Annotated in this window: 15 protein-coding genes; 6 read left to right on the top strand and 9 right to left on the bottom strand. The window is 71.7% G+C overall.

All coding sequences use genetic code 11. The features are described from left to right. The first annotated feature begins 90 nt into the window (after positions 1–90). From ABZW11_RS24830 to ABZW11_RS24815, 4 genes are all read left to right on the top strand, one after another. The gene (locus ABZW11_RS24830) at positions 91–1,263 is read left to right on the top strand and encodes a histidine kinase (protein WP_355421304.1); all 1,173 of its coding nucleotides are present in this window, start codon (positions 91–93) and stop codon (positions 1,261–1,263) included. Further along, complete coding sequence (locus ABZW11_RS24825) at positions 1,260–1,961, top strand: response regulator transcription factor (RefSeq protein WP_355421301.1); 702 nt, start codon at positions 1,260–1,262, stop codon at positions 1,959–1,961. The genes ABZW11_RS24830 and ABZW11_RS24825 overlap by 4 nt, the downstream gene beginning before the upstream one ends. A 112-nt stretch (positions 1,962–2,073) precedes the next feature. Then, positions 2,074–2,826 carry an ABC transporter ATP-binding protein gene (locus tag ABZW11_RS24820; RefSeq protein ID WP_355421298.1) on the top strand — a complete coding sequence of 251 codons (753 nt, stop codon included), beginning with the start codon at positions 2,074–2,076 and terminating at the stop codon, positions 2,824–2,826. 1 nt (position 2,827) lies between these two features. Then, complete coding sequence (locus ABZW11_RS24815; RefSeq protein WP_355421297.1) at positions 2,828–5,314, top strand: FtsX-like permease family protein; 2,487 nt, start codon at positions 2,828–2,830, stop codon at positions 5,312–5,314. A gap of 123 nt (positions 5,315–5,437) precedes the next feature. Here ABZW11_RS24815 and ABZW11_RS24810 read toward each other — a convergent pair whose 3' ends face one another. The 6 genes from ABZW11_RS24810 to rph all read right to left on the bottom strand — a co-directional run bounded on the left by ABZW11_RS24810 (position 5,438) and on the right by rph (position 10,619). After that, positions 5,438–5,707 (bottom strand): hypothetical protein, encoded by a 270-nt coding sequence (locus ABZW11_RS24810; protein WP_355421294.1) that lies wholly within the window; start codon positions 5,705–5,707, stop codon positions 5,438–5,440. Further along, positions 5,704–6,513, bottom strand: coding sequence for a toxin glutamine deamidase domain-containing protein (locus ABZW11_RS24805; RefSeq protein WP_355421291.1), 810 nt, complete (start codon positions 6,511–6,513; stop codon positions 5,704–5,706). Before ABZW11_RS24805 ends, ABZW11_RS24810 begins: the two co-directional genes overlap by 4 nt. 182 nt (positions 6,514–6,695) lie before the next feature. Continuing rightward, positions 6,696–8,369, bottom strand: coding sequence for a molybdopterin-dependent oxidoreductase (locus tag ABZW11_RS24800; protein ID WP_355421288.1), 1,674 nt, complete (start codon positions 8,367–8,369; stop codon positions 6,696–6,698). A 177-nt stretch (positions 8,370–8,546) separates the two neighbouring features. Beyond that, positions 8,547–9,122: a GNAT family N-acetyltransferase gene (locus ABZW11_RS24795; RefSeq protein ID WP_355421285.1), complete on the bottom strand. Its 576-nt coding sequence runs from the start codon at positions 9,120–9,122 to the stop codon at positions 8,547–8,549. Positions 9,123–9,312: 190 nt separating this feature from the next. Further along, entirely contained in the window at positions 9,313–9,903 is a 591-nt protein-coding gene (gene rdgB, locus ABZW11_RS24790; RefSeq protein WP_355421282.1) for an RdgB/HAM1 family non-canonical purine NTP pyrophosphatase, read from the bottom strand. Further along, complete coding sequence (rph, locus tag ABZW11_RS24785; protein WP_355421280.1) at positions 9,900–10,619, bottom strand: ribonuclease PH; 720 nt, start codon at positions 10,617–10,619, stop codon at positions 9,900–9,902. Before rph ends, rdgB begins: the two co-directional genes overlap by 4 nt. Before the next feature lie 77 nt (positions 10,620–10,696). Between rph and ABZW11_RS24780 the strand changes: the two genes are divergently transcribed. After that, positions 10,697–11,950 (top strand): MFS transporter, encoded by a 1,254-nt coding sequence (locus ABZW11_RS24780; RefSeq protein WP_355421277.1) that lies wholly within the window; start codon positions 10,697–10,699, stop codon positions 11,948–11,950. A 22-nt stretch (positions 11,951–11,972) separates the two neighbouring features. On the opposite strand, the gene ABZW11_RS24775 is transcribed toward ABZW11_RS24780, so the two are convergent. The 3 genes from ABZW11_RS24775 to ABZW11_RS24765 form a co-directional block, all read right to left on the bottom strand. After that, a complete protein-coding gene (locus tag ABZW11_RS24775; RefSeq protein WP_355421274.1) occupies positions 11,973–12,725 on the bottom strand; it encodes an MBL fold metallo-hydrolase in 753 nt (250 codons plus the stop codon). Then, positions 12,722–13,546, bottom strand: coding sequence for a glutamate racemase (murI, locus tag ABZW11_RS24770; RefSeq protein ID WP_355421271.1), 825 nt, complete (start codon positions 13,544–13,546; stop codon positions 12,722–12,724). Before murI ends, ABZW11_RS24775 begins: the two co-directional genes overlap by 4 nt. A 102-nt stretch (positions 13,547–13,648) precedes the next feature. Next, the gene (locus ABZW11_RS24765) at positions 13,649–14,440 is read right to left on the bottom strand and encodes a thioesterase family protein (protein ID WP_355421268.1); all 792 of its coding nucleotides are present in this window, start codon (positions 14,438–14,440) and stop codon (positions 13,649–13,651) included. 101 nt (positions 14,441–14,541) lie between these two features. On the opposite strand from ABZW11_RS24765, the gene ABZW11_RS24760 reads away from it, so the two are divergent. Next, positions 14,542–14,868, top strand: a complete 327-nt coding sequence (locus ABZW11_RS24760; protein WP_355421265.1) for a hypothetical protein — start codon at positions 14,542–14,544, stop codon at positions 14,866–14,868. Positions 14,869–14,877 lie beyond the last annotated feature (9 nt).

Raw genomic sequence — 14,877 nt, 5'->3', positions numbered from 1 at the left:
TAAGCTCCCCGTCATGTAAGACCTGGGTCGTACTCACACTTCAGTCTTCAGGTGGACAGAAGCTTTGGGTGCGCTGCATATCGTGAGGATGTGTTCGGCAGGGTACGGGCGTGGTCGCGACGCCACGAGAAGCTGGCCAACGCCCTGTGGGCGAGCCCTCTGGCGCTGTTCTGCGTCCTGACCGGGGTTGCGGCGGAGGGCTCCGCGCAGCTGGGCGCCGGTTCCGCGCCCGGCCTGCCCGGTTACCTCGCCCTGACGGCGCTTCTGCTGCTGCCGCTGGTGTGGCGGGAACGTCCGCTGCTGTCGTTCTCGGCCGTCGCGCTGGTCAGCTTCGGGCAGTGGCTGGCCGGCCTGGCCCCGGTGCCCGCCAACCTGGCCGTGCTGGTCGCGCTCTACGCGGTGGCCTCGCAGTGCCTGTTCCGCTGGGCGATGGCGGCCTGCCTGGTGGCGGAGCTGGGGGTGGCGCTGGCCATGGTCAACTGGTACCGCCCCACGTTCGGCATGTTCTTCAGCTGCTCGATCCTCGTGGTGACGGTCTGGCTGACCGGCCTGTACGCCAATACCCGCCGCCGCTACCTGGAGAGCCTGGAGGAACGCGCCGAGCGCGCCGAGCGCGAGCGCGACCAGCAGGCCAGGATGGCCGCGGCGGCCGAGCGGGCCAGGATCGCGCGGGAGCTGCACGACGTCGTGGCCCACAACGTCAGCGTCATGGTGGTGCAGGCCGACGGCGCGAACTACGCCCTCGGCACCGACCTCGACCAGGCCCGCGCGGCCGTCGCGACCATCTCGGCCACCGGCAGGGCCGCGCTGGCCGAGATGCGCAGGCTGGTCGGCGTGCTGCGCGAGAACGAGAGCGCGCCCACCGACTACACCCCGCAGCCGGGTCTCGGCCAGCTCGACGAGCTGGTCAGCGGCTTCGCGGTGCCCGCCAGCCTGCGCGTCGCGGGGACGCCGGCCGAGCTGCCCGAGGGCCAGCAGCTCGCCGTCTACCGCATCGTCCAGGAGGCCCTGACCAACGCGCTCAAGCACGGCGGCCCCGGCGTCAGCGCCACCGTCGAGATCGACTACAGCGGCACGGACGTGCTCGTCCGGGTCACCGACGACGGCAGGGGCGCCGCCGCGCCGCGCGGCGCCGGCGGCCACGGCCTGATCGGCATGCGCGAGCGGGCCGGCATGTACGGCGGCGCGGTGTCGGCCGGCCCCCGCCAGGGCGGCGGCTTCGAGGTGCTGGCCAGGCTGCCCCTGGCGAAGGAGGCGGCGTGATCAGGGTGATGCTGGTCGACGACCAGGAGCTGCTGCGGGCCGGCTTCAGGATGGTGCTCGGGGCGCAGCCCGACATCGAGGTGGTGGCCGAGGCGGGCGACGGCGCGGCGGCCCTGCGGCTGCTTGAGCGGGTCGAGGTGGACGTCGTGCTCATGGACGTCCGCATGCCGGTCATGGACGGCGTGGAGGCCACCAGGCTCATCAGAGGGCCACGGGTGCTCATCCTGACCACGTTCGACCTCGACGAGTACGCCTTCGCGGCGGTCAAGGCGGGCGCGGCCGGGTTCCTGCTCAAGGACGTGCCGCCCGCCGACCTGGTCAGCGCGATCAGGGTGGTGCACGCCGGCGAGTCGGTCATGTCGCCGAGCACGCTGCGCCGCATGCTCGACCGCTTCGCCGCCCAGCTCCCCAGCGGGCAGGCGCCGCCCGGTGCGGGCGACCTGACGCCGCGCGAGCGCGAGGTGCTGCTCATGGTGGGGCGCGGGCTGTCGAACGCGGAGGTCGCGGCCCGCCTGGAGGTGGCGGAGGCGACGGTCAAGACGCACCTCGGCCGGGTGCTGGCCAAGCTGGGGCTGCGGGACCGGGCGCAGGCGGTCGTGTACGCCTACGAGGCGGGGTTGATCGTCCCCGCGCAACCACCCGCGCAACCGCCCGCGCAACCGCCCGCCCAGCCGCCCGTGCATCGGCCGGAAGGCTGACCCGGGGTCAGCTGGCGGCGTACACGAAGTCCCTCCTCAAGGCCCAGGGAAAGGGACATTTCCCCTCCTAGCGTTGGTCGCGTTCCACGACCCCCGCGACCAAGGAGTGAACGTGACGCTCACCGAGACCCGGCGGCAGGCACCGGCCGCCGTGGTGGCAACAGAACTGACCAAGGTGTACGGCCAGGGCGACGCCCAGGTCCACGCGCTGCGCGGGGTGAGCGTGTCCTTCGCCACGGGGGCGTTCACCGCGATCATGGGGCCGTCCGGGTCCGGCAAGTCGACGCTCATGCACTGCCTGGCCGGGCTCGACACGGCCACCTCCGGCACCGTGCACGTCGGCGACGTCGAGCTGACCGGGCTGAGCGACCGCCGGCTGACGTTGCTGCGCCGCGAGCGGATCGGGTTCATCTTCCAGGCGTTCAACCTGCTGCCCACGCTGACCGCCGAGCAGAACATCCGCCTGCCCCTCGACATCGCGAGCCGCCAGGCCGACGAGACGCTGTTCGAGCGGGTCATCGACACCGTCGGGCTGCGCGAGCGGCTCGCGCACCGGCCCGCCGAGCTGTCCGGCGGCCAGCAGCAGCGGGTGGCGGTGGCCAGGGCGCTGATCAGCAAGCCGCAGGTCATCTTCGCCGACGAGCCCACCGGCAACCTCGACTCGCGCAGCGGCGCGGAGGTGCTGGCGTTCCTGCGGGCGTCCGTACGCGAGCTGGGCCAGACCATCGTCATGGTCACGCACGACCCGGTGGCGGCCTCGTACGCGGACCGCGTGGTCTTCCTGCGCGACGGCGAGCTGGTCACCGAGGTCGCCGCGCCGACGCCGCAGTCCGTGCTGGACACGCTCGTCCGGCTGGAGGCGTGAGGTGCTGAGGACCACGGTGGCCGGGCTGCGCGCGCACCGGCTGAGGTTCCTGCTGACGTCGCTGGCGATCCTGCTCGGGGTGGGCTTCATCGCGGGCACGTTCGTGCTGAACGACACCGTCGAGGCCGGCTTCGCCCAGCGGGTGACCGCCGACGCGGGCAAGGTGGACGTGGCCGTGCTGCCCAAGGGCTCCGGCGAGCCGCTGCCCGCCGCCCTGCTCGACCGGATCAGGAGCCTGCCTGGCGTCACCGACGCGCAGGGCATCGTACGCGGCGCCGCGCCCCTGCTCGGCAAGGACGGCAAAGCCGTCGGCACCCTGCCCACCACGGCCGTCTCGGTCGTCACCGGCCCGCTCGACCGTACCGACGTGGTCGCGGGCACCGGGCCTGGCACCGACGACCACGCCGCCGTCCTGGACGAGAACACCGCCGAGGCCCAGGGCCTGCGCCCCGGCGACACGATCACCGTGCTCGACTCCCGCCGCAGGCCGCACCCCTTCCGCCTGGTCGGGCTCATCGACACCGGGCTCGACCAGCAGCTCGCCTTCACCGGCGCGGTCGGCTTCACCACGGACACCGCGCGGCGCATGACCGGCGCCAAGGGGTACGCCGAGATCGACGTCAAGGGCTCCGGCCCCGGGCTGAAGCAGGCCGTCGCGGCGGCGGCCGGCGGCTCGTACACGGTCAGGACCGGCGCCGAGCTGGCCGACGAGCTGGCCGCGTCCGCCGGCGTGGACGCCCGGCTGCTCACGGTGGGGCTGCTGCTGTTCGGGCTCGTCGCGATGCTGGTGGCCGCGCTCGTCATCTACAACACCTTCACCATCCTCGTCGCCCAGCGCACCCGCGAGATGGCGCTGCTGCGCTGCATCGGGGCGACGCGGGGGCAGGTGTTCTCCCAAGTGCTGCTGGAGTCGGCCGCCGTGGGCCTGCTGGCCTCGCTGGCCGGTCTCGCCACCGGGTACGGCCTGGCCGCGCTCACGCTGACCGTGCTCGGCGCGCTCGACGCCCCGCTGCCCACCGACGCGGCCGTCACGCTCTCCCCCGTCACCGCCGGCATCGCCCTGACCGTCGGCGTGCTGGTCACGGTGGGCGCGGCGCTGCTGCCCGCGAGGTCCGCCACCCGCGTGGCGCCGGTCGCCGCGCTGCGCAGCGAGCCGGAGGAGCGCACGTTCCGCGCCGGGCGGGCGCGGATGCTGTTCGCGGCGCTCTTCCTGCTGGCAGGAGCCGGTACGACCGGCGCGGGCGCGTTCGCGCTGCCCCCTGGGCAGGTCGCGCTGGTCGTCGTCATGGCCGGGGGCGCGCTCACCTTCCTGGCGGTGCTGATACTCGGGCCGGTGCTGGTCAGGCCGCTGAGCGCGGTCGTGGGATGGGTGCCGCGCCGCTCGTTCGGGGTGCCGGGCCGGCTCGCGGTGGAGAACTCCGCCCGCAACCCCAGGCGGGCGGCCACCACCACGGTCGCGCTGACGATCGGGGTGACGCTGATGACGCTCATCTCCGTGATCACCGCCTCGACCCGGCTCACCATGACGGCCAAGCTGGACGACCAGTTCCCCGTCGACTACCTGCTGGCCGATCAGGAACGCGAGCCGCTCATCCCGCGCTCGGTGGGCGAGGAGCTGCGTACCCGGCCCGAGCTGGCCTCGGTGGGGCAGATCCGCCGGGTCGAGGCCGGCTTCGGCGGCAGGACGCAGAGCGTGGGGACGTTCGCCGGGCACGTGGAGCCCTACGTGACGGCCGGGTCCCTGCGCGGGTTCGCGGCCGGGCAGGTCGCGGTCGATGAGCGGACGGCGGCCCGGCTCGGGCTGCGGCTCGGCGGCACGGCCACGCTCGCGACCAAGCGAGTGGGCACGGTCTCCCTGCGGATCGTCGCGCTGCTCGACGGCGACCAGACGATGCTGCCCTCCGTCACCGTGCCCGAGCGCGCGTTCGACGCCTACTTCGGCGCGGTGCCCGACGCGCAGGTGCTCGTCACGATCAAGGACGGCGTGTCCCCCGCGCGGGCCCGCGCGGTGGTGGACGCCGCCGCGGCCCCCTATCCGACCGTGATGGTCAACAGCGCGACAGAGGTACGCGGGCAGTTCGACGAGACGCTCGACATGGTCCTGATGATCATGACGGGACTGCTCGGGCTCGCCATCCTCATCTCGTTGCTCGGCATCGCGAACACCCTGTCGTTGTCCGTCCACGAACGCACCCGCGAGTCCGCCCTGCTGCGCGCACTCGGCCTGACCCGGCCGCAGCTGCGCCGCATGCTGTCCGTCGAGGCGCTGGTGCTCGGGCTGATCGGGGCGCTGGTGGGCGTCGCGCTCGGGCTCGTCTTCGGGTGGGCGGCGATGCGGGCGATGCTGGAAGGCTCGCAGTACGCGGTGCCCGTCCCCCAGGTGCTGCTGTTCGTGGTGCTGTCGGGGGCGGCGGGGGTGCTGGCGGCCGTGATCCCGGCGCGGCGGGCGGCGCGGGCGTCCATCGTAGGGTCGCTCGCGGCCGGCTGACCGGGACGAATAGCGACATTGTCGAATAAACCCGAAAAAGCCGGATAGAGGGTAGGAAGCAGGTCGGGCGTCCGATGGGGGCGACGCCCGGCCTCGCCCGCGCACCTCACACCCTTCGGGTGGTCAGCGAGGGGTGCGGCCGGGCCACAACTCCGCGACGGTCTCCACGTCCAGCAGCGGGCGCGCCACCACCTCGCCGGTCGCTCTGTCGATCACGATGCAGGCGCCGCCGGCCGTCTCCGGCAGGCTGGCCGGGTCGTCCGGCTCCAGGTCGCGGACCCAGCCGACGTAGCCGCCCTCGAAGCCGTAGACGCCCACGGGGACCGCTTCCCCGGGCGGGCGCACCCCGTTGAAGTACTCCTCGGCCAGCGCCCTGGCCTGGTCCAGGTTCATCGCGGACGCCCCCACCGGTCAAGGATCACGCAGAACACCCCGGTCACCGTCCGGTACGGCGGCTCGACCGACATGTGACCCCGCTGCGCGTCGATCCAGATGACCTCGCCGTCGAAGTTGACCGCGTTCCAGGCGTGACTCCCGCCGCCCGGCCAGCGCACCACGATCACCGCGCTCGCCCCATGGCCGGCCTCGACGAGCCGGTGGGCGATCATCGGGTAGGCGTGCCGTCCCTGCCCGGCGTACTGGAGACGGTGGCCCACCCAGCTCTCGATCCTGGCCACGCTCCCCTGCTCGCCGGTCAGCACAGGGCGGCCGATCCGGTCGTACTCGGGCAGCCGGGGCGCGGCCGCCGCGGGCTCGCCGTGCCAGGTGGACAGCACGGCCAGCGCGCAGTCGGCGGCGTTGGAGGCCCGGAACGGGTCGTCGGCCGGGCCGCCGCCGTTGACCAGGCGCACCCAGGTGCCGCGCGGGTCGGGAAAACGGGCGCCGCCGCGTACGGCTTCGGCGAGGTCCCGCTCCACCTGCGGGTCGGGCTGCGCGAGCCCGCCCGGCACGCCGTACGGGCGGCTGTCGGCCAGCCTGGGCGGCCGGTGCGGCCCGTCGAACCAGTCACCGTCCTCGGCAGCGATCAGAGGCTCGGCAGCGAAGGACCCTGCCGAGGACCCTGCCGAGGACCCTGCCGAGGACGCGGCTGAGGACGCTGCCGAGGATCCTGCGGAAGACTCGTCAGAGGGGGCTGCAGGCGAGTCGGCATCGCTCTCGGCGGCGTGCTCGTAGTCGAGCCACCGCATCCCGTCGGCCACGACGGGGTTGTATCGGCCATCTGGAAGAACCCATCGGACACTCGGCTTGTGCTCGCGGAACACGGCCTGCCTCCTGTCATGCTTCAACGAACGATCGTAGAGGCGACGCGGTGACAAGGGGGCGAAGTCGGCGAGATTCCCCGTCCGAGCTGGGGGCTCTACCTGGGCGAACGGGGCATACCTCAGCTCACTTGCACGGTGACCGTGTGCCAGCCGGTGGCACCGTCGGGGGCCGGCGGGGCGAGCTGGTCGGTCTGCGTACGCCCGGCCGCGTCGGTCGCGCGTACCTGGATCGCGTGCTCGCCCGGAGTCGCGTCCCAGTCGATCGACCACTGCCGCCAGGTGTCGGGCCCCGGCACCTCGGCCAGCTTCGCCACCCGCCACTGGCCGCTGTCCACCCGCACCTCGACGGCGTCCACGCCGGTGTGCTGCGCCCAGGCCACCCCGGCGATCGTGGTGCGGCCCGCCTTGAGCCGGTCGCCGTAGCCGGGGATGTCGATGCGCGACTGGGTCTTGATCGGGCCCTTGGCGGCCCAGCCGCGCGGCGTCCAGTACGCCTCGTCCTCGTCGAACCTGGTCACCTTGATGTCCACGACCCACTTGGTGGCCGAGACGTACCCGTACAGGCCGGGCACCACCTGACGTACCGGGAAGCCGTGGTCCACCGGGAGCGCCTCGCCGTTCATCGCGATCGCGAACAGCGCGTCGCGGCCGTCCATGACGACGTCCACCGGGGTGCCGCAGGTGAAGCCGTCGGCGGAGGTGGACAGCAGCATGTCGGCGCCGGAACGCAGGCCCGCCTCGCGCAGCACGTCGGCCATGCGCACGCCCAGCCAGCGGGCGTTGCCGACGTACGGGCCGCCCACGTCGTTGGAGACGCAGGTCAGGGTCACGTCGGCCTCGGTGAGCGGGCGCCCCAGCAGGTCGGCGTAGGTGAGCTCGACGGGACGATCGACCAGGCCGTGGATGCGCAGCGTCCAGTCGTTCGGGTCCACCTGGGGGACGACGATCGCGGTGTCCACCCGGTAGAAGTCCTTGTTCGGCGTGACGAACGGCGACAGGCCCGGGAGCTTGAAGTCGACGCCCGCGGGGAGCGGCTTTGCCGGGGTGGCGGGCTTGGGCAGGGCCACGCTGGTCCTGGCGGCGTCCACCGCCTGCCGGCCGCCGAACTCCCGGCCCAGCCAGGTCGCGGCGCCCGCCACGACCACGCCGCCGGCGACGCCGGTCAGCAGCCGCCGCCGGTCGAATTCGGGCACCCAGCCACCGGCCCGCATCACCGCCGGACGCTCGGGCCCGTCCTCCGGCCCCTCTGCGGGCCCCTCCTCGGGCGCCTCTTCGAGCCGCGCGTCCTCGTCGTCCACAGATGCGCCCGGCACCATCGCGGGCTGGGGAGCCCGATCGTAGGCGGAGGCCAGGGCGGGGGTGAACGTGGTGGCACGGCGCAGCAGCCATCTGAGGGCCCACGCGCCGGCGAGCGTACCCACGACGGTGGGCAGCAGGTCGAGCACCCCCGTGTCGGGCCTGGTGAGCACGGCCAGCAGCCCGACCACCCCGAACACCGCGAACCCGGCGAACCCCAGGCTGAGCCGACGCCTGGCCAGCACCCCGATGAACGCCGCCACTACGGCCAGCACCACCAGCACGCCACCGACCAGCACGGCCTTGTCGTTTTCGCCGAACGCGGCGATGGCGAAATCCTTGAGCGGCGCGGGCGCCGCGTCCACAGCGGCATCTCCGACGGCCACCACGGGAAACGCCGCGGGCCCGACGGCCCCGGCCACGAGCTGCGCGACCCCGAGAGCCACACCACCCGACACCAGCCCCACAAGCCAGCCCGCCCAAGCGGGAACGCGCACATTCCTCATCACAACCCGACGCTACGCCCCCGCACGCGGCAGGTTTCTTACGCGATGGTTACGGGTGCCACGAGCCCAGGAAGGCCACCCCCCACGACCACCAGGCAGCAGGCCCGCCATGAGCGCGGGGCCGGAGGGGTCAGGAGCGGCGAGGGCTCCCCAACGTCTCCGCCGTGTTCACTCGTGAGCGGGCCATTCCTCGGCCAGGAGCGCGTATGAGAGACCGTCGAGCCATCCCTTGGTGCGGTGGAGTGAGTCTCTCACCGTGTGCTGTTCGCGGCGCATCCCGACCCGCTCCATCAGCCGCCACGAGGGTTCGTTGTCATAGAAGCAGTCCGCGTGCAGGCGGCGCAGGCCAAGACGCCTGAAGGAGATGTCGATGAGGGCGCGTACCGCTTCTGTGGCGTAGCCCTGGCCGCCGTGGGCGGGATCGAGCGTCCACCCGAGCTCTCCCTGGACGTTCTTTGCCTGGTCAGCGACCTCTTCCTGAGCCCAAGCGTCCTCGACCCTCAGCATCAGGTCGCCGATCACCCGGCCGTCCAGTTCGACGATGAGCAGGTCCGCGAGGCGCTCTTCGCGGAGGAAGCGCTCGCGGTAGTCGGCGTAGGTCTTTGTGGCGGCCGTGATCCACTCGTGGATCTCCGGCAGCTGCCGGAAGGCCCACGTCGCGTCCACGTCGTCGGGGGCAGCCCGGCGCAACAGCAGCCGCTCGGTGAAGATCGGCCAGTCCAGCGTGTCAAGAGGGTGACGCATGGACCCTCATACTGACAGCGGGCTGTCGTGACCGACAAATGGATTTATTGCGGACGGCGTCTCCGGCAACGCATCAACCGCGAACGCCGCAAAGCGATCGCCCCACAGGAACCGACCGCCGAGAGCACGAAGGCCGGGTGGGGTGGAAAAGCCACCCCATCACCGCCGAAAGCACGAAGGCCTGGTGGGGTCAGGTGGTGAGGAGGGTTCTGACCATGGGAGCGAGGGCGCGGAAGGCGCGGCCGCGGTGGCTGATCGCGTCCTTTTCCTCTGGCGCCATCTCCGCTGTGGTGCGCTCTTCGCCCTCGGGGATCAGGATCGGGTCGTAGCCGAAGCCGTTGGTGCCCCGGGGTGTCTTGATCAGGCGGCCAGGCAGGGTGCCGCCGGCGACGCGGTGCTCGCCCGAGGGCAGGGCCAGGGCGGCGGCGCAGGCGAAGTGGGCGGTGAGCTTGTCGTCCGGCACGTCGGCGACCTGGGCGAGCAGCAGCTCAAGGTTGGCCTGGTCGTCGCCGTGGCGGCCGGCCCAGCGGGCCGAGAGGACGCCGGGCATGCCGTTGAGCACGTCGACGCAGAGCCCCGAGTCGTCGGCGACGGCGGGCAGGCCGGAGCCCTGGGCCACGGCGTGCGCCTTGAGCAGGGCATTTTCCTCGAACGTGACCCCGGTCTCGGCGACCTCGCCGATCGAGGGGAACTCTTCGAGCCCGACGATGTCGAACCCGTCGAGGATGCGGCGCAGCTCCGCGATCTTGCCCGCGTTGCGGGTGGCCAGCACGATCTTCATGACGCCAGCGCCTCCTGCTGCAGCAGGGTCAGCTCGGCGCAGCCGGTGACGGCGAGGTCGAGGAGCTGGTCGAGCACGCCCCGGTCGAACGGTGTGCCCTCGGCGGTGCCCTGCACCTCGACGAAGCGGCCGTCGCCGGTCATCACGACGTTCATGTCGGTCTCGGCGGCGACGTCTTCGCCGTAGCAGAGGTCGAGCATCGGGACGGTGCCGACCACGCCGACGGACACGGCCGCGACGGAGCCGATGAGCGGCTCACCCGGGCACATGCGGCGCTGGCGCATCCACGCGACGGCGTCGGCGAGCGCGACGTAGGCGCCGGTGATGGCGGCCGTCCTGGTGCCGCCGTCTGCCTGCAGGACGTCGCAGTCGAGCAGGATGGAGTTCTCCCCCAGCGCCTTGTAATCGACGCAGGCCCGCAGCGACCGACCGATCAGCCGGGAAATCTCGTGGGTGCGGCCGCCGATTTTCCCGCGGACCGATTCGCGATCGTTACGGGTATTGGTCGCCCGCGGCAGCATCGCGTATTCGGCCGTAACCCAGCCCTGGCCGCTGCCCCTGCGCCAGCGAGGCACGCTGTCCTGCACGGACGCCGCGCACAGGACCTTGGTGCCGCCGAACTCGACCAGCACCGATCCTTCGGCGTGGGCCAGCCATTGCCGGGTGATGGTGATGGGACGGAGCTGGTCAGGGTTGCGGCCATCCTGTCGGGACATACTGCGGCCATCCTGTCGGGACATACAGATCACCCTATCTCCGCGCCACCGCACGCTTGACCAAATGTGTCCGCCACATGGATCCTTACGCAATGACAACGGGGGTGTTGCGTAACCCTGACTTCCTCCGGTTCCTCAGCTCGCACGCCGCGAACGAACTCGGAGCGAACATTTCGCGTGTGGCGCTGCCGCTCGTCGCGGTCATGACGTTGCACGCCGGTCCGGCTCAGGTCGGTCTGCTGTCGTCGCTGCAGACGGTGGCGTTCCTCCTGCTCGGCCTGCCTGCGGGGGTGTGGGTCGACAGGCTGCGCAAACGCCGCGTCATGATGGCGTCGGACCTCGCGCGGTTCGTGCTGCTCGGCAGCATCCCGTTGGCGGCCGGTCTCGACCTGCTCAGCATCGAGCTGCTGTTCGTGGTGGCGCTGCTGGCGGGCGTCTCGCAGGTGTTCAACGACGTGGCCGACTCGACGTACCTGCCCAACCTGGTCAGCACCACGCAACTGAGCGACGGCAACGCGAAGCTGGAGACCGTACGGGCGAGCGCGTTCCTCGCCGGCCCCGGCGTGGGCGGGGCGCTGGTGCAGTTACTCGGCGCGCCCCGGACGGTCCTGACCACCGCTCTCGGGGCGCTCGCGTCAGTGTTCTTCCTGTCCACGGTGAAGGTGCCGGACAAGCCGCCGGCCGACACCGAGCGCGGCCCGATGCTGCGGGGCATCAAGGAAGGACTGGCGTACGTGTGGCAGGACCGCCTGATGCGGGCCTTCGGCGCCTCGTCCGCGCTCGGCAATCTGTGCGTGAGCGGCGTGCTCGGCCTGTCGGTGCTGTTCCTGGCGGAGACGGTCAAGCTGGCCCCGGGCGCTGTCGGGGCCTTACTCATGTCCGGCGGCATCGGCGGGGTGCTGGGCGGCCTGACCGGCGGATGGCTGTCACGCAGGTTCGGCAGCGCCAGGACGACCCTGGTGGCCACCGCCGTCGGGGCGCCGTTCGGGCTGCTGCTGCCGCTGACCGAGCCCGACTGGCGGGTGGTCTGCTTCGCGCTCGCCTCGATGGGGATCTCGTGGGCCGCGGCCATGTCGAACGTCGGCCAGAGCACCTATCGCCAGACCGTCACCCCCGATCACCTGCTCGGCCGGGTGAACGCGTCCGTGCGGTTCGTGACGTGGGGCGTGATGCCGCTGGGCGCGCTGCTCGGGGGCATCGTGGCGCAGCAGATCGGGGTGCGGCAGGCGCTGTGGCTGCTGATGGTGGGCAGGGCGGTGGCGTTCGTGCCGCTGCTGTTCTCGCCGCTGCCGCGGATGCGTGACTTCGCCGACGCACGGCCTCACCAGTGACGGGCTCGCGAACGGGCCGGGCTCAGGCCAGTTCGTAGACGGCGCCGCTGCGGGCCAGCTCGACGGGCCCCGCGAAGCCGCCCGCCGACGCCTCCTCCAGCACGGTCGCCGAATCGTTCCACGGCACGAGGTGGGTCAGCACGAGCCGGCCGACGCCCGCCTTCGCGGCGTGCTCGGCCGCCTGCCGGCCGGTCAGGTGGAGGCCGGGCGGCAGGTCGGGGCCCTCGACGAACGACGCCTCGCACAGCAGCAGGTCGGTGCCCGTCGCCAGCTTGACCAGCTCCTGCGACTCGCCGGTGTCGCCGGAGTAGGCGACGCTCCTGCCGCGGTTGGCGACGCGGAAGCCGTACGCCTCGACCGGGTGGTTCACCAGGCCGGCGGTCAGCGTGAACGGGCCGATCTCGAACGAGCCAGGACGCAGCGGGACGAACTCGAAGGCCGTCTCCAGCGCGGGCTCCTCCGGCATGCCGTACGCGCCCGCCAGCCGCCTCGGCGCGTCGGCCGGGGCGTAGACGGGGACGAGCGGGTAGGGCGCGGCCGGCCCGTACGTCCTGGCCACGTGGTAGCCGCAGATGTCGAGGCAATGGTCGGCGTGCAGGTGGGACAGGCAGATCGCGTCCACGTCGTACAGGCCGATGTGGCGTTGCAGCGCGCCCAGCGAGCCGCTGCCGAGGTCGAGCACCAGCCTGAACCCGTCGGCCTCGAGGAGGTAGCAGGACGCGGGACTGTCGGGCCCGGGGTAGCTGCCCGAGCACCCGACGATGGTCACCTTCATGTGGGCCTCCCGTTAAAGGTAGTACCCCCCACTGGTGCGACTTCGACCGCGTCGATCTCCGGCCCCAGGAAACGCCGCCCGAGCCGGGCGAAGAGCAAAGAGTCGCCGGTGGCGCGGAAACGGTGCCGGGGGGTGGCCTCGCCTCCTGCCGCCAGTCCGCGGTCGTGCAGGATCCGATAGACGTCCTTGGCCGTCTCGTCGGCGCTGGAGATGAGCGTGACCCCCTCGCCGGCGACGTAGGAGATCGCGCCGGCGAGCAGCGGGTAGTGGGTGCAGCCGAGGATGAGCGTGTCGCAGCCGGCGGCCCTGACGGGCTCCAGGTAGCCGCGTACGGCCTCGATCAGCTCGTCGCTCATCGTCTCGCCGCGCTCGACGTACTCGACCAGGCGCGGGGCGGCCACGCCGGTGAGCTGCACGTCTGGGGCGGCGGTGAAGGCGTCGTGGTAGGCCATGGACTCGATGGTGGCCCTGGTGGCGATCACGCCGACCTTGCCGTTGCGGGTGGCGCGCACCGCCCGCCGCGTGGCCGGCATGATCACTTCGACGACCGGGACGTCGTACCGCTCACGAGCGTCGCGCAGCACGGCCGCGCTGGCGCTGTTGCAGGCGATCACGAGCATCTTCACGTTCTGCTCGACCAGGTGGTCCATGACCTCCAGCGCGTACGCCCGCAGCTCAGCGATGCGCTTCGGCCCGTACGGCTGGCGGGCCGTGTCGGCCACGTAGGTGATGGACTCGTGGGGCAGCTGGTCGATGATCGCTCGCGCGACCGTAAGTCCGCCCACCCCGCTGTCGAAGATCCCAATGCTCGCGTCCGGCACGCTCTTGAGGGTAGGCGACCTGCACGATCAGCACTGCGTAAGAATGCTCACACCTGCGACACATGAGCATGATGCGGTGTTGCCTTGGTCACAGGCCGACCTTCAGCCTCTTCCGACGCGGGCGAGCTGGCGCGACTGGGCGACGAGGCGGCCGGTGGAGTCGCGTACCTCGACCTCCTCGTCGAACCAGCCGTCGGCGACCAGCCGGCCGCTGCCGAGCAGCGTGAGCCAGCCGGGGGCGGGCAGGGCGCGCAGGTGCCAGGTGAGGTCCACGGTGGGCGCCCAGCCCCGCGAGCCGGAGGAGAAGATGACCGGCGGCAGCACGTCCACGGCCAGCGCCAGCACGTACGGGTCGGCGTCCTGCGGCTCGGCCATCCTGAAGTACGCCCGCGACTCGGGCCTGCCGCTGGGCTTGCCGTGCAGCCAGCCGATGGTGGGCGGGTCGAAGCGCAGCTCCATCTGGGCGTTGAGGGTCATGCCCGACTCGGGCTTGGGGTCGGGCAGCTTGGCGCACTCCTCGACGGGCGGCATCTCGAAAGCCGGTTCGTCAGCATAGATCGGCTCGACGTCCTGCAACGTGGCCGTCGTGATCAGGCTCTCGATCTGCGTCACGCCGTCCTGCACCAGCCTCGCGCGCGCGAACGCCACCGTCCTGCCCGCCTTCAGCGGCTCAACGACGACCTGCGCGGGACCGGCCACGGGCGCCTTGTGGAACTGCGCCGTCGTGCTCACCGGATGCTCGAACGGCGAGGCGTCCACCGCTGCCCGCAGGATCACGGCCATCAGATAACCGCCGTTGAGCGGCCCGCCGATCGCGTATCCGGGATCGAGACAGACGTCATAGGTGTGCTCGTCGACCCTGATCGCCTGCGTCGCCTCGTCGAACTTCGTCATCAGTCCCGCCTCATGTCCGAACTATGTTCTAGACATGCTAGAGCATTCGCCCATCAGCGCGCCTACCTGCGAAAACGTGATTCGGCTGACAACGTTTGATCATGGCAAGTGTCACCGAACTCATCGGTCAGTCCGTTTGGGACTCCAACGGGGTGTGGGTCGGTTTCGTGGTGGACATCCGCGTGGTCAGGCACAAGGGCGAGCTCCAGCAGAGCCACACCGTCTACGGCCTCGTCGTCTCCGGCCTGCGGGCGCCGTTCCTGCTCGGGCTCACCCGTGATCGCCAGGGCCGATCGGCGTGGTTGTCACAGCTGCTCGCCCGGGTCGTGTACGCGGGGTGCACGTTCGTCCCGTGGGACAACGTCGTCGATTACGGAGGAGGGGAGGTGTACATCGATGTCCTGAGAAAAGAGCTGAATCGGGTCTAATCGCAACTT

It is taken from the genome of Nonomuraea sp. NPDC004580 (genome assembly GCF_040609855.1).
GTDB lineage: Bacteria > Actinomycetota > Actinomycetes > Streptosporangiales > Streptosporangiaceae > Nonomuraea > Nonomuraea salmonea.
Note: the sequence above shows the minus strand (reverse complement) of the source record. Positions and strands in the feature narration are given on the sequence as shown.